The 23,168-nt window shown below is 39.9% G+C and carries 22 protein-coding genes and 1 tRNA gene; 13 read left to right on the forward strand and 10 right to left on the reverse strand.

The window, feature by feature from the left end; translation table 11 throughout:
- Positions 1-2 precede the first annotated feature (2 nt).
- From OU683_RS03335 to OU683_RS03390, 12 genes are all read left to right on the forward strand, one after another.
- Positions 3-449: a FixH family protein gene (locus tag OU683_RS03335; protein WP_268135137.1), complete on the forward strand. Its 447-nt coding sequence runs from the start codon at positions 3-5 to the stop codon at positions 447-449.
- Complete coding sequence (locus OU683_RS03340) at positions 449-1,150, forward strand: sulfite exporter TauE/SafE family protein (RefSeq protein WP_268135139.1); 702 nt, start codon at positions 449-451, stop codon at positions 1,148-1,150. The genes OU683_RS03335 and OU683_RS03340 overlap by 1 nt, the downstream gene beginning before the upstream one ends.
- Positions 1,151-1,522: 372 nt before the next feature.
- Positions 1,523-2,113 carry a YceI family protein gene (locus OU683_RS03345; protein WP_268135141.1) on the forward strand — a complete coding sequence of 197 codons (591 nt, stop codon included), beginning with the start codon at positions 1,523-1,525 and terminating at the stop codon, positions 2,111-2,113.
- 53 nt (positions 2,114-2,166) lie between these two features.
- Positions 2,167-3,474, forward strand: coding sequence for a hypothetical protein (locus OU683_RS03350; RefSeq protein WP_268135143.1), 1,308 nt, complete (start codon positions 2,167-2,169; stop codon positions 3,472-3,474).
- A 71-nt stretch (positions 3,475-3,545) separates the two neighbouring features.
- Positions 3,546-4,118, forward strand: a complete 573-nt coding sequence (locus tag OU683_RS03355; protein WP_268135145.1) for a YceI family protein — start codon at positions 3,546-3,548, stop codon at positions 4,116-4,118.
- A 6-nt stretch (positions 4,119-4,124) separates the two neighbouring features.
- Positions 4,125-5,399: an acetyl-CoA hydrolase/transferase family protein gene (locus OU683_RS03360; protein ID WP_268135147.1), complete on the forward strand. Its 1,275-nt coding sequence runs from the start codon at positions 4,125-4,127 to the stop codon at positions 5,397-5,399.
- A 63-nt stretch (positions 5,400-5,462) separates the two neighbouring features.
- On the forward strand, positions 5,463-5,762 hold the full coding sequence (gene trxA / locus OU683_RS03365; protein WP_268135149.1) for a thioredoxin: 300 nt from the start codon (positions 5,463-5,465) through the stop codon (positions 5,760-5,762).
- 4 nt (positions 5,763-5,766) lie between these two features.
- The gene (locus OU683_RS03370) at positions 5,767-6,360 is read left to right on the forward strand and encodes a Crp/Fnr family transcriptional regulator (protein WP_228916110.1); all 594 of its coding nucleotides are present in this window, start codon (positions 5,767-5,769) and stop codon (positions 6,358-6,360) included.
- 122 nt (positions 6,361-6,482) lie between these two features.
- A complete protein-coding gene (locus OU683_RS03375; RefSeq protein ID WP_268135153.1) occupies positions 6,483-6,773 on the forward strand; it encodes a hypothetical protein in 291 nt (96 codons plus the stop codon).
- 15 nt (positions 6,774-6,788) lie between these two features.
- Entirely contained in the window at positions 6,789-7,175 is a 387-nt protein-coding gene (locus OU683_RS03380) for a group III truncated hemoglobin (protein ID WP_268135155.1), read from the forward strand.
- Between the two features lie 267 nt (positions 7,176-7,442).
- Positions 7,443-8,174 carry an SDR family oxidoreductase gene (locus OU683_RS03385; RefSeq protein WP_268135157.1) on the forward strand — a complete coding sequence of 244 codons (732 nt, stop codon included), beginning with the start codon at positions 7,443-7,445 and terminating at the stop codon, positions 8,172-8,174.
- Positions 8,175-8,264: 90 nt separating this feature from the next.
- Positions 8,265-8,444 carry a hypothetical protein gene (locus OU683_RS03390; RefSeq protein ID WP_268135159.1) on the forward strand — a complete coding sequence of 60 codons (180 nt, stop codon included), beginning with the start codon at positions 8,265-8,267 and terminating at the stop codon, positions 8,442-8,444.
- Positions 8,445-8,819: 375 nt separating this feature from the next.
- Here the strand turns inward: OU683_RS03390 and OU683_RS03395 are convergent, their stop codons facing one another.
- The 9 genes from OU683_RS03395 to trxA (OU683_RS03435) all read right to left on the reverse strand — a co-directional run bounded on the left by OU683_RS03395 (position 8,820) and on the right by trxA (OU683_RS03435) (position 18,055).
- Positions 8,820-9,167, reverse strand: a complete 348-nt coding sequence (locus OU683_RS03395; protein ID WP_268135161.1) for a response regulator transcription factor — start codon at positions 9,165-9,167, stop codon at positions 8,820-8,822.
- A 37-nt stretch (positions 9,168-9,204) separates the two neighbouring features.
- On the reverse strand, positions 9,205-11,232 hold the full coding sequence (locus OU683_RS03400; protein ID WP_268135163.1) for a PAS domain-containing sensor histidine kinase: 2,028 nt from the start codon (positions 11,230-11,232) through the stop codon (positions 9,205-9,207).
- A 631-nt stretch (positions 11,233-11,863) separates the two neighbouring features.
- Entirely contained in the window at positions 11,864-12,559 is a 696-nt protein-coding gene (locus tag OU683_RS03405; protein ID WP_268135165.1) for a potassium channel family protein, read from the reverse strand.
- Between the two features lie 2 nt (positions 12,560-12,561).
- Positions 12,562-14,277: a TrkH family potassium uptake protein gene (locus OU683_RS03410; RefSeq protein ID WP_268135167.1), complete on the reverse strand. Its 1,716-nt coding sequence runs from the start codon at positions 14,275-14,277 to the stop codon at positions 12,562-12,564.
- Positions 14,278-14,581: 304 nt separating this feature from the next.
- Entirely contained in the window at positions 14,582-15,259 is a 678-nt protein-coding gene (locus OU683_RS03415) for a response regulator (RefSeq protein ID WP_268135169.1), read from the reverse strand.
- Positions 15,252-16,322, reverse strand: coding sequence for a sensor histidine kinase (locus tag OU683_RS03420; protein WP_268135171.1), 1,071 nt, complete (start codon positions 16,320-16,322; stop codon positions 15,252-15,254). The genes OU683_RS03415 and OU683_RS03420 overlap by 8 nt, the downstream gene beginning before the upstream one ends.
- 233 nt (positions 16,323-16,555) lie before the next feature.
- A tRNA-Asp gene (locus OU683_RS03425) sits at positions 16,556-16,629 on the reverse strand.
- A gap of 85 nt (positions 16,630-16,714) precedes the next feature.
- Complete coding sequence (locus OU683_RS03430; RefSeq protein ID WP_268135173.1) at positions 16,715-17,644, reverse strand: DUF58 domain-containing protein; 930 nt, start codon at positions 17,642-17,644, stop codon at positions 16,715-16,717.
- Positions 17,645-17,737: 93 nt separating this feature from the next.
- Positions 17,738-18,055: a thioredoxin gene (gene trxA, locus OU683_RS03435; RefSeq protein ID WP_097055588.1), complete on the reverse strand. Its 318-nt coding sequence runs from the start codon at positions 18,053-18,055 to the stop codon at positions 17,738-17,740.
- A gap of 323 nt (positions 18,056-18,378) precedes the next feature.
- Here trxA (OU683_RS03435) and OU683_RS03440 point away from each other — a divergent pair, with 323 nt between their 5' ends.
- Positions 18,379-18,522 carry a hypothetical protein gene (locus OU683_RS03440; protein ID WP_268135177.1) on the forward strand — a complete coding sequence of 48 codons (144 nt, stop codon included), beginning with the start codon at positions 18,379-18,381 and terminating at the stop codon, positions 18,520-18,522.
- Positions 18,523-18,633: 111 nt separating this feature from the next.
- Here the strand turns inward: OU683_RS03440 and dnaE are convergent, their stop codons facing one another.
- Positions 18,634-23,013, reverse strand: coding sequence for a DNA polymerase III subunit alpha (dnaE, locus tag OU683_RS03445; protein WP_268135179.1), 4,380 nt, complete (start codon positions 23,011-23,013; stop codon positions 18,634-18,636).
- Between the last annotated feature and the right edge of the window lie 155 nt (positions 23,014-23,168).

The raw sequence follows: 23,168 nt of genomic DNA on the forward strand, positions 1-23,168 counted from the left end.
TTATGAAAATATCCTGGGGTACAGCCATAGTGTTGGCAATGATAAGTTTTATCGCTTTTATTATGTTCTTTGTAATTACAATGAGCACAGATGATAAATACAGCCACGACCTTGTTGTGGAAGAATATTACAAAAATGAACTCACCTTTGAGAACCAATTGGATAAGACCAGGAATGCCTCAAAATTGTCAGAAAATATTAACCTGAAAAAAACTCCTGAAGGACTGGTGGTGACTTTTCCTCAAGAACTAACAGCATCAAAAATTACAGGAAATGTGTTCCTTTACCGGCCGTCTAACAAGCAGTTGGACTCTGAGATTCCTCTCTCATTGTCTTCACATCAATTGCTCGTACCTGAAAGAAGCTTGATAGGCGGCCGCTGGAACATTATTATAGACTGGGAGTACCAGGGCGATAAATTCTATTTTAAAGAAGATATCATTTATTAATGCTCTATTCTGCCTTCATATTAGGTATTCTTGGAAGTTTTCACTGTATAGGCATGTGTGGCCCTATAGCTTTTATGCTGCCGGTCTCACGTGAAAATAAAGTGCTTAAATTCTTCCAGATCTTTCTTTACCACATTGGAAGGCTTTTTTCATACAGTATAATTGGTCTTGCCTTTGGGTTGATAGGAAAAAGCCTGAACCTCTTTGGCATTCAGCAGCAGTTGTCAATAGGAATTGGAATCCTTATGATCCTGGTGATCCTCCTGCCATCCAAAAAACTGCAGAGATACAATTTTTCACAACCTTTATATCGTATCGTGGGAAAAGTCAAATCTTCTCTGGGAGCAGCTCTTAAGAAAAGAACCCCCGATACTTTTTTTACGATAGGATTTCTCAATGGTTTTCTCCCCTGCGGACTCGTTTACATGGCTGTGTTTGGTGCCATCGCAGCTGGTGGGATTACAGAAGGCAGCCTTTATATGCTGCTGTTTGGCCTTGGAACCATCCCTCTAATGACCACAGCTGTTTACTTTAGTAGCCTGTTGGGCGGCAAATTGAGAAATAAGGTGCAGCGGTTGATCCCTGCTTTTGTAGTTCTCATGGGGCTGCTCTTTATAATAAGAGGAATGGGGCTGGACATTCCTTATCTATCCCCGGCCCCTGCAACGGCTATGGTGGAAGCCTCCGCCAGTTGCCACTAATTCCCGAGTCTTTTTAGAATCTGCTGGTTTGGAGTGGAAATCATTTCTGCCTTCCGGACATATTTATCCGGTTTTTACATTTAAACCCACCCCACAATTGTTAAAATTTATTAAAACTATTTTCAAAAAATCCTTCTTTTTGGAGCTTTGGGGCAAAATATGATGGGAAAAATATGAGCATTATCAGCTTTTTGAAGGAGCTACAGGGAAAAATAACCGCCAATGCTCTCATTTTGCTGCTATTATAGGAAAAGTTAATATGAACTTAAATATATCTAAGACAGGTTCAAGAATTTCGTCGAAACCTGACCCGCGTCATACTGCATACTTCATTTCTACCCCATCTTTGTATCATAATTAAAAACAAAAATCATGAAAACAACAAAGAAATTTTCCTTAGGACTTGTAAGCTTCCTTCTAATGGTTTTTTCAGTTCAAACCTCAATAGGACAGAACTTCAATATCAATAAAGGAGCATCAAATCTAAAAGTGCTTGGGACATCAAACATCCACGATTGGGAATTAGATGCAAAAGATTTCCAGGGAAACCTAAAAGCTCAATTAGAAGACGGACAATTGGTAAAGATTGATGAGTTAAACTTTGCTGTTGTTGCCGAAAGCCTTAAGAGTGGTAAAGGAGGTATGGATAAGAATACTTACAAAGCCCTTGATACCGATAAGCACCAGAGGATCACATTCCAACTTCAAAATGTTAAGAACATCGATTGTACCTCCAAAACAAATTGTAAAGTAACCACTTCCGGATACCTTACTATCGCAGGGACAAAAAAATCGGTAGAACTAATTTTTGACGCAAAAGTAACCGGAGATAAGATAACATTGTCTGGAAACCATAAACTTAAAATGACAGATTTTAAAGTGGATCCTCCAACAGCAATGTTCGGAACAATTACCACCGGCGATGAAGTAAACATCAAGTTTCAAACTGTATTCACTAAATAATTAATCAAAAGCAAATTTTTAAAATTCAACTATCAACTTTTTAATTTATCAAAATGAAAAACTTAATTAAATATTCCGGTATTGCTCTCTTGATGGCCATAGGTTATCAGGCACAGGCACAAGATGTAGATGTATTGGTTGTGGAAGATGAGAACACCACTCTTTGGGACAGAAGCCTTCCTAACTATAGATATCCAGATCAACGCGGCATCAGCACGTTCGAACCTAACAAAGACATCGTTTATGGTGATTTTGAAGGAGTACAGGTGAGACTGGGTGGAGCATTCGCACTACAATTCCAGGGACTTGACCAGGAAAACACTGCCAATACAGTACATGAACTAGGTAAGGATTTCAACCTTGCTACTGCAAACATGACTTTTGACATTTTGCTTGCAAAAGGAGTTAGAGTACACCTTAACACCTATCTTTCTTCTCAACACCACCCGGAAGCTTATGTAAAAGGTGGATACCTTCAGGTAGACAACCTTGACTTCATCAGCGAAGGTCTGGCTTCAGGTCTAATGGAGCATTTGAGAATTAAGTTTGGTCACATGGAAAATAACTATGGTGATGCTCACTTTAGAAGATCTGATAACGCAATGGCTCTTTACAACCCATTCGTTGGAAACTACCTAATGGACAGCTTTACTACAGAAGTAGGTGGAGAGATCTATTTCTTCAATAACGGATGGTTAGCTATGGGAGGATTTACTAACGGTAAATTAAACCAGTCTACCGTTGGAGAAGGTCACACCAGCCCATCTTGGTTAGCAAAAATTGGATATGACAAACAAATCACTGAAGATTTCAGATTCAGATTAACTGGATCTCTATTCCACGCTCCACATAACAATGGAAGAGGTATTTACCTTTACAGTGGAGACCGCGCAGGTTCAAGATACTACAATGTTATGACTGGTCCTGACGGCGGAGACGGCTTTAGAGCTGGTAGAATCAACCCAGACCTTAAGAACGAAATGACTGCTTTCATGATCAACCCTTTCATCAAAGTAGGTGGACTTGAATTCTTCGGAATCTACGAATCTGCATCTGGAAAAAAAGTATCTGAAACAGATGACAGAACTTTCAACCAATATGCTGGTGAACTTATCTACAGATTTGGTGCAACTGAAGACTTCTACGTAGGTGCACGTTACAACACTGTAAACGGTGAACTGGAAACTGGTGATGATGTTACTATCAACCGCTTCAACGTAGGTGGTGGATGGTTTATGACCAAGAACATCCTTACAAAAGTGGAATATGTAAACCAGGAGTATAACGACTACCCAACAGGAGACATCCACCAGGGAGGAAAATTCAACGGATTCAACATTGAAGCAGTTATTAGCTTCTAAACATAAGATTCGTTTGAACTAGCCGAAAATGGGGGAACTAAAATTCCCCCATTTTTTTTATCTTTAAAAAAATGAAAAAAATTGCGTTTGTATTATTGGTGCTTTTTTGTGGTGCGGTAACACACGCACAGAACTTCCAAAAGAGAGAAATTACGGTTCTGCCTTCCAGCGACCTTACAATCATTGGAGATTCCAACATTGCAGCTTTTCAATGCGAGTTTGACAATTCTTATCTTCAAGACTCCCAGAATATTTCCTATAACCAAACAGGAAATAAGATCGAATTTCAAGGAGCTGTTCTTATTCTTAACAACAAAGGTTTCGACTGTGGAAGCAAAGGCATCAACCGGGACTTTCACGATCTCCTGGAGACCGATGACCACCCACAAATACTATTAACCCTCAACAAAGTAGTTCTTTCTTCACCTCAAAAAGGTATGGCAACTGTTGGCATCACCATAGCAGGAAAAGAAAAATTTTATGAGGTGCCTGTAACTATCAAAAATGCTGCAATAGCAGAATTTAAAGGAAAACTCCTGTTAAACATTAAAGACTATGGACTTGAGCCTCCAAAAAAGCTCTTTGGAATGATCGTCGTAAAAGATGTAATTGAAATAAAATTTGATCTTCTTGTAAAAAAATAAGCAACTATGGAATTATTATCTGCTGCCGAAGCTGTATCACATGTAAAAACGGGGGATAGGGTCTTCTTCCAGGGAGCGGCTATGACCCCAAATATTCTTATTGAAGCCCTTGTTGACCGCTACAAAGAACTCAAAGATGTGGAGATCTTTCACATCCATACCGAAGGACCTGCCCGTTACACCCAAATACCATACAGGGAATCCTTCAGGCTTAACAGCTGTTTTGCTGCCGGAAATGTGAGAGACTTTGTAAACTCTGAATACGGAGCTTATATCCCAATTTTCCTTAGCGAGATCCATTTGTTATTCAGAAGAAATATATTACCGCTGGACGTAGCCTTTATACAGGTTTCTCCTCCAGATAAACATGGCTTTTGTTCCCTGGGAGTATCGGTGGATATTACCCTGCCTGCAATTCAAACTGCCAAAAAGGTTATTGCACAAATAAATCCACAAGTACCAAGAACCCACGGCGACGGAATTATACATATAAGCAGGATCACTGCCGCAGTAGAGACAGATGTGCCATTACATTCGCATGAACCAACAGAAGCTTCTGAAATTGAGAAGCAAATTGGAAAAAATGTAGCCGAACTTATTGAAGACGGTGCTACCCTGCAAATGGGAATTGGCGGAATTCCCAATGTCGTTCTCAACAACCTCATGAACCATAAACGGCTGGGAATTCATACCGAAATGTTTTCTGACGGAGTTTTACCCCTTATTGAAAAGGGAATTATTACAGGAGAAGAAAAAGAGGTGAAAACCGGGAAAATTGTTACCTGCTTCGCTTTGGGATCCCCAAGATTATACGATTTCATTGATGATAATCCCATAGTTCATTTTAAGGAAGCCGCATATACCAATGACACTGCCATAATTAGGAAAAACCCAAAGGTTACTGCCATTAACAGCGCAATTGAAATAGATCTTACCGGCCAGGTTTGTGCAGACACGATTGGCACCTATCAATACTCGGGCGTTGGGGGACAAATGGATTTTATTCGCGGTGCTTCCCTTTCAGAAGGTGGTAAGGCTATTATCGCATTGCCATCGGTTACGGCAAAGGGAATTTCAAAGATCGTCCCTAATCTTAGAGAGGGAGCAGGTGTTACCACCACCAGGGCTCACGTTCACTATATCGCTACTGAATACGGTGTGGTGAATCTTTACGGGAAAAACCTGAAACAGCGGGCTAAGGCTCTAATTTCCATCGCTCACCCCGATCACAGGGAGGCTCTGGAAGAGGAGGCTTATCATAGGATCAATAAAACACGCTAGCGAAAAAAGCTTTCTAAAACAGGCATTTTTGAGTACCTTTATTATGCTTAAAAAAAGGAAAATATGAAAAGTAACTTCAGCGAAATCATCAAGGACAACAAACCTGTACTTGTAGATTTCTTTGCCGACTGGTGTGGCCCGTGTAAAACACTCGCGCCTATCCTAAAAGATGCCAAAGCCGACCTGGGTGAAAAGGTTAAGATCGTTAAAATCGATGTGGATAAGAATCAAGCCCTGGCCGCAAAATATCAGGTGCGGGGGGTGCCTACATTGATCCTTTTTAAGAATGGGGAACAATTATGGAGACAATCGGGCGTAGTTCCAAAAGGAGATCTGGTTCAGCTTATCAACTCCCACCAGTAGGTCTATGATAGATGAAAACCTGTTGCTTAATCATGGGGCAAAAAGAGTGACCTTTTCCAAGGGGGACCAGTTGTTTCGGGAAGGAGAGAGCGCCCTTAATTTCTACCAGATAGCTTCAGGAGAAATTAAAATGAATAACTACAATGAAGACGGCAAGGAGTTCATTCAGGGTATTTTCTCAATAGGTCAAAGTTTTGGTGAACCACCACTGCTGGCAAATGTCAAATATCCTGCAAACGCCGAAGCTATTTCAGATTCCGAAGTTTTTCAGCTTACAAAAGAGCAATTCCTTGAACTACTTTCCTCAAATCCCCGGGTACATCTAAAAATTACCGAAACCCTGGCAAAACGACTTTACTACAAAGCCATTATGGTTTCAGAAATTTCAAGTCAGGAACCGGAACATCGTATCTTAAGGATAATTGATTATTTAAAACACGTGGATAAGGTGGAAGGCCAGTTTGCATACCGGCTGGATCTTACCCGGCAGCAACTTGCCGATCTTACAGGCCTAAGGGTTGAGACTGTTATCAGGGCCACAAAGTCCCTGGAGAAGAAGGGAGAACTACAGATAAAGAAAAGGAAAGTTTACCGGTAAAATCTCATAATCAACTTTTTATGATCATTATCAGGGACAATAATGTCCGCTTTTATGATCCTAATCATATGATCTCCTCACCTATCCCTTTAATTTTACAGCATAATTAAAATGATAATGGTATGAGACTTTATAACGATCTTTACAAGGATTTTGAGGAACTTTATGTAGGATATTCTGCGGTAGCTGTAATTCTTTCAAGTTGTTTAGGTGCAGCTGCGGCTATGGTGATATTGATGAATGGACACGACTTCCTGCAAATGTTCCAGTTATTCCTGGTGGTTGCAGTATGTATGGTCTACCTGGTGACAGTGCTGGCGCAGTTGAAACCTAAATTTGTATTTAATACTTTAATTGTAAGTTTACTTGTAAGTACCATCCTGCTTTTGATCAATGTGGCAATGCGCTACTAAGAGAAAGAACTTTTTATGAAAAATGATATACAAAACCGGGAGGATGTTTTCCTCCTGGTTTCTACTTTTTATACCAAGGTAAGAGCCAACCAAAAAATAGGGCACTTCTTTAATGAGACCATTGAAGACTGGCCGGCGCACCTGGAAAAGCTTACCGACTTTTGGGAAACCAATCTCTTCATGGTAAGTAAATTCAGAGGAAATCCTATGCGGGCACACAAACAGGTGGATCGGGAATTCAACAACAGCATTGAGCAGGAACATTTTGGGGAATGGCTTAACATGTGGTATCAGACCATTGATGAACTATTTGAGGGAGACAGGGCAAACATTGCTAAAAATAGGGCAAGAAATATGGCGCACAATCTCTTTATGAACATTTATATGAGTAGGGAGCAATAGCTTTTAATTCCAGCCACCAATTTCAAAGTTTCAATATACTGGTTAGCGAGAGGAATTTTCTTGTAACAGTCCGGCAAATCATATGCACGGAGTGAAACAATTTCTTTCACTAATCCTATACCTTTTTTTCTGGTTAACCTGAGCAGATTTCTATTTAAGGAAATTAAATCTAGACCGGGTTTTAAGTTTTAGAAGTTAAATTACTGTTATTGACCGGTAAAGCCTTCTACACAAATCTTACCTTTTAAAGAATTAAAAATTTAAATTATGGAATTACAGGATAAGGTGGCGGTAGTTACCGGCGCCAGCAGTGGCATAGGTAGAGCAATAGCAAAAGCCCTTTCGGAAGCCGGCTGTAAGGTGGCATTAGCCAGCCGTAGTGTAGATAAGTTAAGAGATCTACAGGAGGAGTTAAAACATAAAAGCCTTGTGGTACGCATGGACGTCAAAGATTCAGAAAGTGTACAGGGTGCTTTCAAAGATATTTGGGACGAATTTGGGGAAGTGCATATTTTGGTGAATTGTGCCGGAGTAATGCCCCTCACCTATTTAAAGAACCAGCATTTGGAGGAGTGGCTGGAGACAATTGAAGTCAATGTAAAAGGAACATTAAGGTGCATCAACGCAGTCCTGCCTGCAATGAAGAACCAGCTAGACGGTCACATAGTGAACATAGCATCTGTTGATGGAATAGAGGTTTTTAAAGGCGGTGCGGTCTATGGAGCTTCCAAAGCGGCGGTCATCGCTCTTTCCCGGGCTATGAGAATGGAACTCTCTCCCGAATTCAACATAAGGGTTACTTCCATTGAACCGGGAACAGTGGCGACACATCTAAGGGAGGATATCACCGATAAAGAACTGCTCGATGAAAAAAATTATTCTGAAGACGAGCCTAAACTAGATCCAAAGAATATTGCCGATGCAGTTCTATACGCAGTCACCCAACCGGACTCGGTTAATGTTAATGAACTATTGATAAAACCTACAGGCAAGGCTTAAAGGGTTAAAAAATTGTTATTTGGAAAGCCTTTAACGCAGGATATTTCAATTCTTCACGATCTTGCTATCGAATCTTAAAAACCAACAAAAATGAACTTGAAGAAAAATGCAACAGATGCAGGTGAAAAAGTAGTAAAATTATGGGCTGCTAAAAAAGGTCTTCAGTGGACCGGAAGTCTCCTTAAGTGGGGTGCCATCGCTGGAGCCGGATATTTCGCCTATACTCTTGTAAGAGACAATAAAGACGAGATCAAAGCAAAATTATCTTAACATAGACAACTGTTGATAGTTGAAGGCTGCGGGGAAAATTTTAATTAGTCATAATGACCGTTTTAAAATTTTTTCTGTCGGCCTTTTTTGTTTTAAGATTTCTATATTTCCGGTCTTTGTGCCTAATCGAGAGAAGAAAATAATTTTAGCAGAATAAAGAAGTTAAAATGAATTTTGAAAATCATCTTTTCAAAATATTCTTAAGTTCGTTTTTTCTAAAATTTAAACCAGACCTAAAATATCCTTCTTCGAGAATTATTTCAGGAATCAATAATGAATCAATCCGCTAAAGTAAGAGAGCATACATATCCTGGAAGCTCATCAGCCCTCTACCGTATCATTGAATTATTGTTACCCATTTTTCCCTCAATAAGTTTACCCAAGCTGCTTCTGTATCCTTTTTAATAGCTCATCCACATCAAAAGGTTTGGCTATAAAATCATCTGCACCTTCGGTTCTGCTGATATCGGCATGAGCAGACATTAACACTACAGGAATTTTACTGGTTTTTTCCCCTTTCTTTAATTCCCTGCAAAGATCCACCCCGTTTCCATCGGGTAGCATAATATCCAGCAGGAAAAGATCTGGCACTTCTCCAGGTATAGCTTTATGAAAAGCTCTTGCCGTAGGGAACGTCTTTACAGCGTACTGTTGACTTACTAATAAAAATTCTATTAATTCTCTAATTCCGTCGTCATCTTCTACAATAAATATCTCTTTCATATCAACTTTTTTTCAGGAATTAATTAAATCTATTTTCCTAAATCGCTTTTTCTTTTTTTAGTTCTTGTACTGCCAATGGAAGGGTAAAGGAAAATTCAGACCCCTCACCATATTCACTGCTCACCTCAATTATTCCTCCATGACGATCAATGATCTGTTTGGTGAGATAGAGTCCCAGGCCAAGGCCACTAATCCCTTTTGTATCCTCTGCCCTGTAAAACCTGGTGAATAATTGTTGTCGTTGTTCCCCGGTTAATCCTATCCCTTTATCCCTTACCCTTACGGTCGTTTTTTCATTGACCACCTCAAGATTTATGAAAATCTCATCAGCTTTAGGAGAGTACTTAATGGCATTGGTGATAAGATTAAGGATAGCCTGCTCAATACGTTGCCTGTCACCTCTAATGATGACCGGGTTATTTCCAAGATCTTCAATTACCCGGTGTGACTGAGAAGAGTAAGAAAAGGTTTCGATAATTTCTCTCAACATTTCCTTTATATCAAAAACCTCAATATTAAAATTAAGCTGCCCCGATTCTATTCTTGACATATTCAATAAATCTTCCACCAGGGTCTGCAGCTTTTCAACCTGGTAAAGGGATCTGTCCACAAACAACTGAGACATTTTATCGGCTTCCTTTTTTGCAAGTACCTGCAAATATCCTTTAATTGTAGTGAGCGGGGTCTTGAGTTCATGACTTGCAAGAGCTATAAACTCATCTTTTTTCTCACTCAGGGATTTTACCTGTTCAAAAAGTTTTGAATTGTCCAGGGATACTGCTGCCTGGGCAGCAATATTCACCACAAGCAATTCGTGTTCCTCTGTAAACTTCCCGGCTTCGGGATGCCCGTATAGCAATCCGCCAATCACACTTCCCGATTTTGAAATTACCGGAATAGCCAGGTAACTCGCCACCGAAAAATGGCCTTTTGGCATACCTTTAAAAGGCGCATTTTTTCCAAAATCAGCATGTTTGGTGATATCATCTACCCTCATCACCTTTTTGTCTCTAAAGGTGGGTAAGAATATATCTGTATGCCGAGGCATCGCCATGTTATCAAAGATCTTTCGTGGTGCACCCGAAAGAGTAAACAATTTGAATGAATTGCCTTTTTCATCAGAATTGTTATAGAAAAAAGCTCCGAATCCTGCACCTGTGAGGAGAGTGGTAGCATCGGTAACCCGTTGAAGTATCCCCTGCACATCAAGATTTTCTGAAATACTTTTTCCAACCGTATTCAGCGTTTCCAGGTTCTGTATGTATTTTTCCATAGCCGCCTGGGATTCGATACGAGAAGTGATATCCCGGGCAACTTTTGAAGCCCCGACTATATTGCCTCGTGAATCCTTTACAGGTGAAACAGTGATGGACACAGGTATCTCCCCGCCTAATTTATGTTTTCGAATAGTTTCAAAATGTTCGATTTTAATCCCACGTTTTATTTTATCCAGGATCACATTTTCTTCGCTAAGGCGTTCTTCGGGAATAAGAAGCTTGATGGAGCGACCAATCACTTCCTCTTCGGAATGTCCAAAGATCTCCTGGGCACCCCTGTTCCAGCTGGTAATTATTCCCTGCAAATCTTTACTAATAATTGCATCATCTGAAGATTGCACTATGGCCGAAAGAGTTTCCTTCTTTATGTGGTCCTTCTTTTGTTCGGTTATATCTACAAGGGTATTATGAGCTCCCTGCAATTTCCCGTTTTTGTCGAATAAAAACCGTGGGAAAACCAATAAATTTTTGAATGTTCCATCGGGACATTCAATGTTTATTTCGCTCTTTCCCTCTTCTTTTCCAGATTTTATAATCCTGGCAATTGGGCTCTCCTCCAAAGGCATGGGAGCACCGTCGGGAGAATACATTTTCCAGGAGCCACACCATGATTCATTTTGCAAATAGGGAGTTCTGCCCCATAACTCTACAGCAGCTTTATTGAAGTAGGTTAACCTCCCTTTCACATCACAGGTACAAACGGCAACCGCAGAATCCTCCAGTAGTTGACGGAACTCCACATCCATTCCTCCTGGTCCACCTATACCTGGCTTATTTTTGATCTGCATCTCTTTTTTATTTATAGGGTGCCAAAAGGGGCAATTTGACCTCAGATTTCTGTAAAGAAAATCTGGTAACAAAAATTTAAAGATAAGTTTTACATAAACAATTGAGTAGCAAAAAATAAATCTTATAATTCATTTAACACCAGCATCAATCCGGATTGATCTCAAAAGGGATCAATATCAAAAGTTATGTAGGAATTGAAGTAAAGGTAAATGTTTGCAGCAAAGTGTTATAAAACAAAAAAGCCTTTCCCTTAAAGGTAAAAGCTTCTCATTGGTTTACTTCTAAACCCAGGTAAGTCAAAGACTTTTCACAAACAAAACAACTAATTTTTATTGCCAAAAAAAGCTCCCCAATGTGAGGAGCTTCATTTGTTTCCAAATTTTTGGTTCCAGTCAACCTGAAGCTTTAGTTCCTGCATTGTAGATTAAGAAAATACAAAATTATTATAGCGGCAACAACCCACCACTAAACTAAAATTTTAAAAGGTCCTTTTTGTAGGTTAATTATTTTTAACTGTTCAACTGTGGTCAGGGAAACCTTGATCTCAATTTCCCTGCATATTGTATTGAAGCTAAACTAACTTTAAGGTACAGGTAAGCTAGATTTTATTGATTTAATCCCATTTTGGAATCAATACTTTTCCTGGTCTTTTAATAATCTCTTTATGTTTTTATTATGCCCGTAAAGCACCATTATGTCATATTTATGGAGAATTGTTTTTGCCGACGCTACTCCCTGGACATTTGAAACCTGTCGGTCTGCCCCAATTTCATTTTTTTCTCTTGTAATTTTTATTGTGGTGAGAACGATAATATCATACTGCCGCTTAAGACCTATTTCCTCGAGAGTTCTGCCATCAAATTCCTCAGGAACTTCCGTCTCAATAATGCTGTAATCGCGATTAACTTCAAAGGAGTCTACCACTCCGGAAAGGTTGAGTTTCTTCGCCCATCTTTCGGCTGTTTCTTCCTCAGGATGTATTATTTCATCCACGCCCATAGCTTGCAGAACCATCTCCTGGAGCGGTGAAACAGCCCTACTTATGAGTCTTTTAACGTGCAACTGCTTCATAAGAGCGGTCGCCATAATGTTTGCTCCTTTGTCCTCCCCTATTCCTATAATAACAACGTCAGTATCTTTTAAGGGCAAACTGGATACTGCAGTAATATCTGTAGAATCCAGGTTTACTGCGTGAGTTATTTTATCTTTTATTGCTTCAACTTTACTCATGTTGGAATCAACTCCAATCACTTCATTACCCAGTTTCGTCAACTTTTCTGAAAGAGAGGCGCCGAAATTTCCAAGACCTATTATTATATATTTCATGTTTAATTCATTAGAATTTCTTCCTGTGGATATCTATAATTCAAATACTTAACCCTCCTTAAAAGAGCGATTAAAATAGTTAACATGCTCACTCTCCCAATGAACATTGTAGCTATAATTACCATCTTTGAAGCTGAACTAAGGTGGGGAGTTATTCCTAGACTGAGACCAACTGTACTATAGGCCGAGAAGCTTTCAAAGGCAATGCTGAGCAAGGTCTTTTCTTCATCAAAGGATGCTATTAAAAAAATTGATGTTCCAATGACCATAAGAGACAAAGCCACAATTGCAAAGGCCCGTCTCATTGACTGATCAGATATTTCTCTTCTGAAAACTTCTACCCGATCCTTGCCACGAGCCAGGCTGAAAAAATTAAGGGTCATTAAAGCAAAGGTGCTTGTCTTTATCCCACCTCCTGTGGAACCAGGAGAAGCTCCAATCCACATGAGAATAAAAATGATCATTAAGGTGGAAAAGTTTAAGGCAGTCATATCTACTGAATTAAATCCCGCTGTTCTTGGGGTAGCCGCACCAAAAAAGGAGACCACCAATTTCCCAAACCAGGAATGTTCCTGTAGAGTATTATTGTATTCAAAATAATAAAACAGGATTGTTCCTACCAGAAGTAGTGCAGAGGTTGTTACCAACACAATCCTGGTATTTAAGCTAATTACCCATGGAGTATAAACTGAATTGGCCGGGTGTTGCAGTTTCACATATTGATTCTTCAGGAAATATCGAAAATACTTGTAAAGGTTGAAAAGAATGGGAAACCCAATACCCCCCAGGATAAACAGGGTAACCACAATCAGCTGCAGCGGATAGTTGAACTTAAACTCAGGCTCATACAAACTGTTCTCGAGGGTGGAGAAACCCGCATTACAAAAACCGGAAATACTGTGGAAAATTGAAAAGAAAACTTGCTCAAAAAAGCCTTCAACGGTTCCTGCTTCCAGACTAAAGAAAATAAATACCGCTCCAACAGCCTCAACGGCTAGTGTAAGTAGAATGATCTTCTTAAGCACACTAAATACTTCTCCAATCTTTTCTGAATTCGTCATATCCTTTAGCATGATCTGGTGCTCGTAAGAACTCTTGCCGCGGAAGAAGTAGGAGAAATAACTGGCAAAGGTCATAATTCCCAGTCCTCCCAGTTGAATAAGGATCAAGATGACGGTTTGGCCAAGACCGGTAAAATAAGTTCCGGTGTCAACAACAATCAGACCTGTTACACATACAGCACTGGTTGCAGTGAAAAGTGCATCCACGGCAGATATCCCTTCATGAGTCGCTCTTGGCAGCATCAACAGAAGTGTTCCAATAAAGATTAATCCCAGGAAACTTGCGATAAACAATTGTGCGGGATTTAATACTTCACGGTTAAAATTCAGCCGGAGAGTAGAAAATTCCCTGACAAAATAAATTAGAAGGGCCAGGTAAAGCCATCCCATGTTGTTAAAAAATGCAAGACTGGGAAAGGTCTCAAGGAGAAAATCGAGTTTAATAAGGATCAATAGTATATTGAGGAGTAAAATGATCCCGTCGAAAATGTGGACTTTGAGAGGGAACTTTTCTTTTGATACCCAGTACCTTACAAGTATAGTAGTACTACCTATAAACAGAGTTACAAGATAAAAATCTGTAAGGTAAAGTTCTGTTTCTGATCTATGGGTGAAGCCAAGATCGAATATGATGAGACATATTGTTAAGAGACTCAACCAAAAAGAAAACTTTTTTAATACGTCAAGCCTACTCTGAATTTTTTCCCGTCTCTGTTTTTCGGTTAATTTCAAAAAATCACAATTAAATTTGACCGGAGCGTGAACATTGATCCAGCCAAATCACCAATGCAATGATCAGGATCATTATAATAATCGCAGGCCATTTGAGATGTAAAAAACCATCTGAACCTTCCCCGTCTGATTTACTCATCTTGCTCATGATCTATAATAAACAAAGGTACTGGGGAAAATATAAGGAGTGTGTAAGGATTTGGTCGAGAGTATAAAGATTTTATAAAGATCAAAGAAACCTGTAACCTACTCCACTTTCGGTAATAAAATGTACCGGATGGTTAGGATCCTTTTCAAGTTTTTTTCGAAGTTGTGCAATGAATACTCTCAAATATTGTGTTTCCGTCTGGGCACCAAGCCCCCAGATAGTTCTTAACAGGTATTGGTGTGTTAACACCTTTCCCTGATTTTTGGCTAAAAGAACGAGGAGATTATATTCTGTAGATGTAAGTTTTACAATTTCCTGATCCCTGTAGACCGAACGGGAGGTAAGATCGATCTCAAGATCATCTGAAAAAATATTTTGTTGTAATTCAATTCCCTGGTTAAGCCGGATAGAAGAACGTATTCTGGCAAGAAGTTCTCCGGTTCTAAACGGTTTCGTTAGATAATCTGTCGCACCGCTGTCCAGAGCTTTTACAATATCCTCTTCAGAATCAATAACTGATAAGATTATTATGGATTTCTCGAACCAATTCCGCAGTTCCTTAAGTACCTCATGACCACTTATATCGGGAAGGCCAAGGTCAAGAATGATAAGTTCGGGAGGATGATTTGCTGCCAGGTGAATTCCTTCGGTTCCGTTAGAAGCCATAATCGCCTTATAATCATTGCTTTCCAAAACGATCTTTAGTAATTTTCTTATCTGCGGTTCGTCATCAATTACAAGAATCTCCCCTTTATTCATCGTCTATAGTGGTTAAATTTGCTTTCTGGGCAGGTATATCAATTGTAAATTTCGCTCCACCTGCAGGTGCATTTTCAAGAGTTATTGATCCATTGTGAGCTTTCACAAAGCCTTTGGATATTGAAAGTCCCAGTCCCGTTCCTCCCGCCACAGAATTCGGCAGCCGGTAAAATTTGTCAAACACCTTATCCAACTTATCTTCAGGAAAGCCTGGACCTGTATCAATTATTTCAATTTTAAATCCATCCTTCCGCAGAAAGGTTGAAATAATAATTTCGGTTCCTTCCGGTGTATATTCAAGAGCGTTATATACAATGTTGTGAAGAACCTGTTCCATAAGTACTCCGTCAATCCTAAAAAGTGGCAGATCTTCTGTTGAGGAAAAAATTATGGAATGCGATTCTTTTCTATTGTTTTCTATAACTCCGTGTATTATTTCTTTGATATCATACCAGTCAAGTTGTAGCTTGAAAAAATCAGATTCCAAGCGACTCATACTTAGCAAATTATTAACCTGCCGATGTAGTCTATTCCCAGCCAAAACCAGCTCGGTATATAATTCCACTTTATTGGCTTCAGAAATTTTGTTCATTTTTAAAGTATCTACAGCACCTATAATTGTGGAAATGGGCGTTTTGAGTTCATGGGAGAGAGAGTTGAGTAGCGTGTTATAAAGATTCAGGGTTTTTTCCCGCTCCTTTCGTTGTCGGGCAACAGCTTCCAACTTTCTAAGACGGGAAGTAAAAACAGCATTAATTACTGCTATGACGAAATACATTAAAAAAAGTAAAGCATCCTGCGGAGTAGTAATATTAAAAGTTGCTTTTGGCTGAATAAAGAGGAAATTCCATGTCAAAGCGCTTAAAATGGCAACGGTCACCACAGGAAGGGTATTGAGAAACATTGCCAGAATAGAAACGGCCAGGAGTAAAATAAGTGCAACTACATGGTAACCTATAAAATCATTAAAAAGAAAACAAATGAAAGAAATAGAAAAGATACTGCCAATCCCTACAAGGTATTGCAGCCACCAATTCTCATCAATTTTTCTAAATAACTTCACAAGCTACAAATATAAGGTGCTTACAGATCAATCTCTAAAGTTGTGGAGGAATTGAAGTAAAGGTAGATATTTGCAGAAACGTGTATAAAACAAAAAAGCCCTTCCCTCAAAGGGAAAAGCTTCTCATTGGTTTACTTCTAAACCCAGGTAAGTCAAAGACTTACCACAAACAACACAACTAATTTTTATTGCCAAAAAAAGCTCCCCGTTTAGAGGAGCTTCTTTGCAACTTGCGGTCTGGACGAGACTCGAACTCGCGACCCCCTGCGTGACAGGCAGGTATTCTAACCAACTGAACTACCAGACCGTTGCTTGATTGCGAGGGCAAATATACAGCACATTTTAAATTCAGCAAACCTTTTTTAAAATTATTTGAAAGTATTTTTTCATTTCTAAACAAACTTCTGACGCTCAACCAAATAGGTGGACAAAATTTTATTGAAGCTCCCGTTAATATCAGCCTGCACGTATTTGATCCCGTACTGAGCACACTTCAACTTAAGTCGGCTAAAATAGATCTCAACCTCTTTTTGATAACTATCCTTCACATTATCAGCATATAAATCTATTTTCTCTCCTGTTTCCACATCTGTGAACTGCTGTGGTTCATCTCCAAAATTAAAATTCAATTCCTTCTCTTTATCCAATACATGGAAAAGGATTAACTCATGCTTATTGAATTTTAAATGCCTTAGCGCTTCAAAAAGCTTCTCTTCCTCTACTTCATCCTGGAACATATCTGAAAAGAAAAAGATAAGAGACCGCCGTTTGATTTTTTCGGCAATTTGATGCAGATAAGTATAAGTTGCAGTTTGCTTTTTTTCTTTAGGCTGCCCAATGGTTTCCTCCAGTACATGCAGCAGCATCCTGCGGTGCCGTTCACTGCCTTTCTCGGGAGCATAATATTCATACCTGTCGCTATAAATACTAAGCCCTACGGCATCGCGTTGTTTTTTGAGGATCTGCATGAGGCAGGCCGAAGCCAGGACCGAAAAACCTATTTTATTGAGATCGTTTAGACTCTGGTTTTTTTTCTTCGGAAAATGCATGGAAGCAGAATTGTCGAGGATCAAATGACACCTAAGGTTGGTTTCCTCCTCGTAACGTTTTGTATAAAGCTTGTCTGTCTTGGCAAACAGCTTCCAGTCTATATGACGGGTACTCTCCCCTTGGTTATAAACTTTATGTTCTGCAAACTCTGAAGAAAAGCCATGGAACGGACTCTTATGAAGCCCCGAAATGAATCCTTCCACTATTTGCGCGGCCAATAGTTCCAGATTAAGATATTGGCCGGCTTTATGTACTTCCTGCTCTAACTGCATCTCATAAAATTTATTTCCAAGATACAGAATTATAGGCATAAAAAAATCCGGAGTAAAACTCCGGATCTTTATATATCTAAATTTGAGGAAAAACTACAATAGTTGATCCAATGCTTCTGCGTATGTGTTTTTAGGCGCAACTCCAACCTGTCTTCCTACTACTTCTCCATTTTTGAAGATAAGTACTGTAGGAATGTTTCTCACGCCATACTTGGCTGCAAACTCCTGGTTGGCATCTACATCAAGTTTCCCAACCACTGCTTTACCTTCGTATTCTTTACTAATATCATCAATAATAGGACCTACCATTCTACATGGTCCACACCATGCAGCCCAAAAATCAACCATTACCGGTTTGTCGCTTTTAAGTACTTGTTCCTCAAAAGTTGCGTCAGTTATTTCTAAAGCCATATCTGTAGTTTTTTTACGTTATAAATTATACACAAAAATAGTCAAAATAATAAGGAATCCTTACACAACGGAAATCACATTTGGCTATAAGGTTATTGTCGCCTCCTATAAAGACTGAAAAATTCTATTTATCAAAAATTACTTTTTGTAAGAAAAAACCTTCTTATTTATTCTGTGATTTCCACTTTAACCACAATAATCACAACTTCAGCGAATTGTTAAAAATATACAAAACTAATCTTCCCCGATTTCCTATCTTTAGTAGCATAAGTAACTCAAAACCAATATATATTCAAACAACTTTACCCTTAAAAAACATTGCCATGACAGTATTAACTCAACTCTGGAAAGAACAAACAACGGGTTTTTCGTTGGTCCAAAAAGCGGTCATAGGAATTATCCTTTCATTTATCCTTTTTACAGCCATTTTCGCACTTGTACTGGTCTATTTGGAATTAACAAAGTAACCTCAAACATCCATTACTCAATGATGTTATAGTTACTTCTGTTACTCCGGAAGAAGAGGAGAAAAACAAGAATCCCTCTCAAAAATGACATTTTTGAGAGGGATTCTTGTTTTAATTCAGTTTATATAGCACCTGTTGCTCTTCCAGGGCATTAAGCAACTCCTGGGAGATCCTTATTTTCTGTTTCCTGCTGGGCATATGCAACTTAATCCTGTCTTTCATTTCATATACCACAAAATTGAGCTTGTTCTCTCCACTATGGCTCCTAAAAAGGTCCTTTAAGCTATCTATTTTATCCTCCTGCAATTCATCGATATTGAGTTGGATGGTGAGTTTCTTTGCGTAGTTCTCCATCACGTCATGCAACAACTGAATGTTGTTGAATTGTAGTCTTGGATCCCCTTTTCTGCCCGTTTCCCTGTTGGGGTAACCTTCCCGAATAAAGATCTTTGCATGAATAAAGGAATTGGGAACAAGGAAATGTCTGTATTTTAAATATTCTTCCTTGAACATCCTAAACTCATAGGAATCGGAATAATCTTCCACAACGAAAGTTGCCCAGCCCTGTCCCTGCTTATTAACGCGGTGTTGCACGTCACTTATTACACCTCCAAAAGTGAGCTCTTTGTTCAAAGCTTCTTCCAGATCCTGGAAGTCTGCAAGCACAGCGTTACAGAAGCTTTTTAATTCAATTTTAAAGTCATCCAGTGGATGTCCAGAGAGATAGATCCCTACAACTTCCCGCTCTCTTCTAAGCTTCTCCATGGTTCCCCATTCCTCACAAGGAGGCACTACAGGTTCGGGTATTTGTACTTCACTGGCGTCTCCAAAAAGACTTACCTGAGAAGAATTCTCATTCTCCTGAAATTTTGCAGCATATTTTACTACTTTCTCCAAAAAGGTGATCCCGTCGCCCTCATCATGAAAGTATTGGGCGCGGTGGGTATCCCCAAAACCATCAAAGCCCCCGGCCAAAGCCAGATTTTCGAAGGCTTTTTTATTGGCCGCTCTAAGGTCGATCCTTTTGGCCATATCAAAAATAGACCTGTAAGCTCCCTTTTTTCTATTTTCAACAATGGTAGCTACCGCTCCTGCACCAACTCCTTTAATGGCACCCATTCCAAAACGAACTGCATTTTCTTTGTTAACAGAGAACTTGTAATATGATTCATTCACATCGGGGCCAAGAACGTTTAACTTCATTCGCTTGCATTCTTCCATAAAGAATGTAACCTGCTTGATATCGTTCATGTTGTTCGACAACACGGCTGCCATATATTCTGCAGGATAATGCGCCTTTAAATATGCCGTTTGATATGCAATCCAGGCGTAACAGGTAGAATGCGACTTATTAAAGGCATAGGATGCAAAAGCCTCCCAGTCTTTCCAGACTTTCTCAAGAACGTTTCGGGGATGCCCGTTTGCCTCTCCGCCATCAAGGAATTTTGGTTTCAGTTCTTCCAGCAGGGAGAATATTTTTTTCCCCATTGCCTTTCGCAGTACATCGGCTTCACCTTTTGTGAAACTGGCCAGTTTTTGCGACAGTAGCATCACCTGCTCCTGGTAAACTGTAATTCCGTAGGTTTCTTTGAGATACTCTTCCATAGCTGGAAGGTCATAAATGATGTCCTCATCCCCATGTTTTCGGGCAATAAAGCTTGGAATGTACTCCATTGGACCCGGTCTGTAAAGCGCGTTCATGGCAATAAGATCATCAAAGACCGTTGGCTTCAGGTCTTTCATGTGCTTTTGCATGCCGGGAGATTCATATTGAAAAATCCCTACTGTTTCTCCCCGCTGGAACAACTCATAGGTTTTCTCATCATCGAGCGGAAAATTATCAGGGTCAAGATCGATGTCATGTCGGCCCTTTACAATCTTCACGGTATCCTTAATAAGGGTAAGGGTCTTGAGACCCAAAAAGTCCATTTTAAGAAGGCCTGCACTTTCTACAACCGAATTATCAAATTGGGTCACATAAAGATCCGAATCCTTGGCAAGGGCCACCGGTACAAAATTCGTTATATCGCTTGGGGTAATGATTACTCCGCAGGCATGGATCCCGGTGTTTCTCACCGACCCTTCGAGAATTCGTGCCTGATTCACTGTTTGAGCTTCCAGATCATCCCCTTCAGAGATGTTTAGTAGTTCATTGATCTTATCCAGGTCCTCACTTCGAAAGTTGCTTTTTAAAGCCTTTTCATCCATTCCAAAGATCTTGGAAAGTTTGGTATTGGGGATAAGCTTAGAGATTCTATCGGCTTCGTTTAGCGGTAGATCAAGAACCCGCGCTGTATCCCTAATGGATGATTTAGCTGCCATGGTACCATATGTGATGATCTGGGCCACCTGGTTTGCTCCATATTTATTGATCACGTAGTCCATAACCCGGCTACGGCCTTCATCATCAAAATCAATATCAATATCGGGCATACTTACACGATCGGGATTCAGGAATCTCTCAAAAAGCAGATCGTATTTAATAGGATCAATATTTGTAATTCCCAGACAGTAGGCCACAGCACTACCTGCTGCAGATCCCCTTCCAGGCCCAACAGAAACATCCATATTCCTGGCCTCCCTAATAAAATCTTCAACGATCAAAAAGTATCCCGGGTAGCCGGTATTCTCAATGACAGAAAGTTCAAAATCAAGACGCTCCTTTATTGAAGGGGTCAATTCTCCATAACGTTTTTCGGCCCCAACAAAGGTTATATGCTTAAGATAGGCATTCTCACCTCTCTTTCCTCCATCTTTGGCATCTTCGGCCACGATGAATTCTTCCGGAATGGTAAAGGCTGGAAGCAAGACATCACGTGCCAGCTCATATGGTTCTATTTTGTCAACTACTTCCTGTACATTAGAAATAGCCTCGGGAAGATCCTTAAAGAGGGCTTTCATTTCGTCACCGCTCTTGAAATAATATTCATTGTTAGGCAGCCCGTAACGATATCCCCGGCCTCGGCCTATTGGGGTGGCCTGTTTTTCCCCGTCTTTTACACAAAGTAAAATATCATGAGCATTTGCATCCTTCTGCTCGCAATAATAGGTGTTATTTGAAGCCACGAGTTTTACGTCGTGTTTTTTCGCCAGTTCCACCAGGACAGGATTCACCCTGTCTTCATCCTCCTGGTTGTGACGCATTAGCTCCACATAAAGATCTTCGCCAAATTGTTCTTTCCACCACAAAAGAGCTTCCTCGGCCTGGTTCTCCCCTACGTTAAGGATCTTACCGGGAACTTCCCCATAAAGGTTTCCGGTTAACACAATAATGTCTTCCTTGTATTTCATTACAACTTCCCTGTCAATCCTGGGAACGTAATAAAAACCCTCGGTATAGGCCATGGAAGACATTTTGGCCAGGTTATGATATCCCTTTTTGTTCTTCGCAAGAAAAACTACCTGGTATCCATTGTCCTTTCGGCTCTTATCTTTTCGATTCTCGCAAACAAAAAATTCACATCCAACAATTGCCTTCAACTCCCTGGCTGTTGCAGGTTCATTATTTTCGGCCGCAGCAGCATTTTTGGTTTTTACACCTTTATTATAGGCGCCAACTTCCTTAACAAAATGAAAAGCACCCATCATATTTGCATGATCTGTTAGTGCAACAGCCGGCATACCTTTTTTTGCAGCGGCATCAACAAGATCTTTAATACTTATTGTAGATTGCAAAATGGAAAATTGGCTGTGGTTGTGCAGGTGCGAAAAAGCAACTTCATCAAGCTTTTCAAGGTTCTCCTTAATTTCTTCGGAAGAAATCCCCTTATCCTCTTTCTTCTGAAGCCTTTTTCTGATCTCTTCGGAAGCCTTCTTCAAATTGATATGCTTCAGCCCAATAAGCTGTATTGGCTGCGGATGTGCTTCTGAAAAATTTTCAAAATAATCTGGTTTTACATCCAGCTCTTCAGAAGTAAATACCCTTTTCCTGATAAGTTCGAGGAAACAACGGGTAGTCGCCTCCACATCGGCCGTTGCGTTGTGCGCTTCAGCAAAAGGTTCATGAAACAAAAATTCGTGCAGCTCGGTTAAAGTGGGGAGCTTGAATTTCCCTCCTCTTCCACCGGGAATGCAGCAAAGCTGTGCACTAACTTCGGTACAGGTATCGAGAACCGGAAGCTCCAGTAATTTATTCTCCATTTGAAGTCGATGGAACTCGGCTCCCATTATATTGAGGTCAAACCCCACATTTTGACCCACCACGAATTTTGAGCGGGAAAGTGCAACATTAAATTTTTCCAGCATCTCCTTAAGGGAAATTCCTTCCTCAAGGGCGAGATCGGTAGAGATACCGTGTACCTTTTCGGCATCGTAGGGAATATTGAAACCATCCGGTTTCACCAGGTAATCCTGATGCTCTACCACTTGCCCCATCTCGTCATGTAACTGCCAGGCTATTTGTATACAGCGGGGCCAGTTATCGCTATCTGTGAGGGGAGCATCCCAGCGTTTGGGGAGACCGGTGGTTTCAGTATCAAAAATAAGGTACATAAAATAGTATTTTTTGAGGCTTCGTCGCTGATTATGAGCACAAAACAGTAATTTAGAAGCAATTTTAAAGAGGTAAAAATAAGTATAATTTAATGTACATGCCGGGAAAGTTTTCAGGAATTATTAACGAAAGGAAACTTCAAAAATGACATTTT

It is taken from the genome of Salinimicrobium sp. TH3 (assembly GCF_026676115.1).
GTDB lineage: Bacteria > Bacteroidota > Bacteroidia > Flavobacteriales > Flavobacteriaceae > Salinimicrobium.

Excerpts from the sequence above, each read along its gene's own strand:
- OU683_RS03335 (WP_268135137.1), top strand. The coding sequence starts at position 3 with ATGAAAATATCCTGGGGTACAGCCATAGTGTTGGCAATGATAAGTTTT.
- OU683_RS03340 (WP_268135139.1), top strand. The coding sequence starts at position 449 with ATGCTCTATTCTGCCTTCATATTAGGTATTCTTGGAAGTTTTCACTGT.
- OU683_RS03345 (WP_268135141.1), top strand. The coding sequence starts at position 1,523 with ATGAAAACAACAAAGAAATTTTCCTTAGGACTTGTAAGCTTCCTTCTA.
- OU683_RS03350 (WP_268135143.1), top strand. The coding sequence starts at position 2,167 with ATGAAAAACTTAATTAAATATTCCGGTATTGCTCTCTTGATGGCCATA.
- OU683_RS03355 (WP_268135145.1), top strand. The coding sequence starts at position 3,546 with ATGAAAAAAATTGCGTTTGTATTATTGGTGCTTTTTTGTGGTGCGGTA.
- OU683_RS03360 (WP_268135147.1), top strand. The coding sequence starts at position 4,125 with ATGGAATTATTATCTGCTGCCGAAGCTGTATCACATGTAAAAACGGGG.
- trxA (WP_268135149.1), top strand. The coding sequence starts at position 5,463 with ATGAAAAGTAACTTCAGCGAAATCATCAAGGACAACAAACCTGTACTT.
- OU683_RS03370 (WP_228916110.1), top strand. The coding sequence starts at position 5,767 with ATGATAGATGAAAACCTGTTGCTTAATCATGGGGCAAAAAGAGTGACC.
- OU683_RS03375 (WP_268135153.1), top strand. The coding sequence starts at position 6,483 with ATGAGACTTTATAACGATCTTTACAAGGATTTTGAGGAACTTTATGTA.
- OU683_RS03380 (WP_268135155.1), top strand. The coding sequence starts at position 6,789 with ATGAAAAATGATATACAAAACCGGGAGGATGTTTTCCTCCTGGTTTCT.
- OU683_RS03385 (WP_268135157.1), top strand. The coding sequence starts at position 7,443 with ATGGAATTACAGGATAAGGTGGCGGTAGTTACCGGCGCCAGCAGTGGC.
- OU683_RS03390 (WP_268135159.1), top strand. The coding sequence starts at position 8,265 with ATGAACTTGAAGAAAAATGCAACAGATGCAGGTGAAAAAGTAGTAAAA.
- OU683_RS03395 (WP_268135161.1), bottom strand. The coding sequence starts at position 9,167 with ATGAAAGAGATATTTATTGTAGAAGATGACGACGGAATTAGAGAATTA.
- OU683_RS03400 (WP_268135163.1), bottom strand. The coding sequence starts at position 11,232 with ATGCAGATCAAAAATAAGCCAGGTATAGGTGGACCAGGAGGAATGGAT.
- OU683_RS03405 (WP_268135165.1), bottom strand. The coding sequence starts at position 12,559 with ATGAAATATATAATAATAGGTCTTGGAAATTTCGGCGCCTCTCTTTCA.
- OU683_RS03415 (WP_268135169.1), bottom strand. The coding sequence starts at position 15,259 with ATGAATAAAGGGGAGATTCTTGTAATTGATGACGAACCGCAGATAAGA.
- OU683_RS03430 (WP_268135173.1), bottom strand. The coding sequence starts at position 17,644 with ATGCAGTTAGAGCAGGAAGTACATAAAGCCGGCCAATATCTTAATCTG.
- trxA (WP_097055588.1), bottom strand. The coding sequence starts at position 18,055 with ATGGCTTTAGAAATAACTGACGCAACTTTTGAGGAACAAGTACTTAAA.
- OU683_RS03440 (WP_268135177.1), top strand. The coding sequence starts at position 18,379 with ATGACAGTATTAACTCAACTCTGGAAAGAACAAACAACGGGTTTTTCG.
- dnaE (WP_268135179.1), bottom strand. The coding sequence starts at position 23,013 with ATGTACCTTATTTTTGATACTGAAACCACCGGTCTCCCCAAACGCTGG.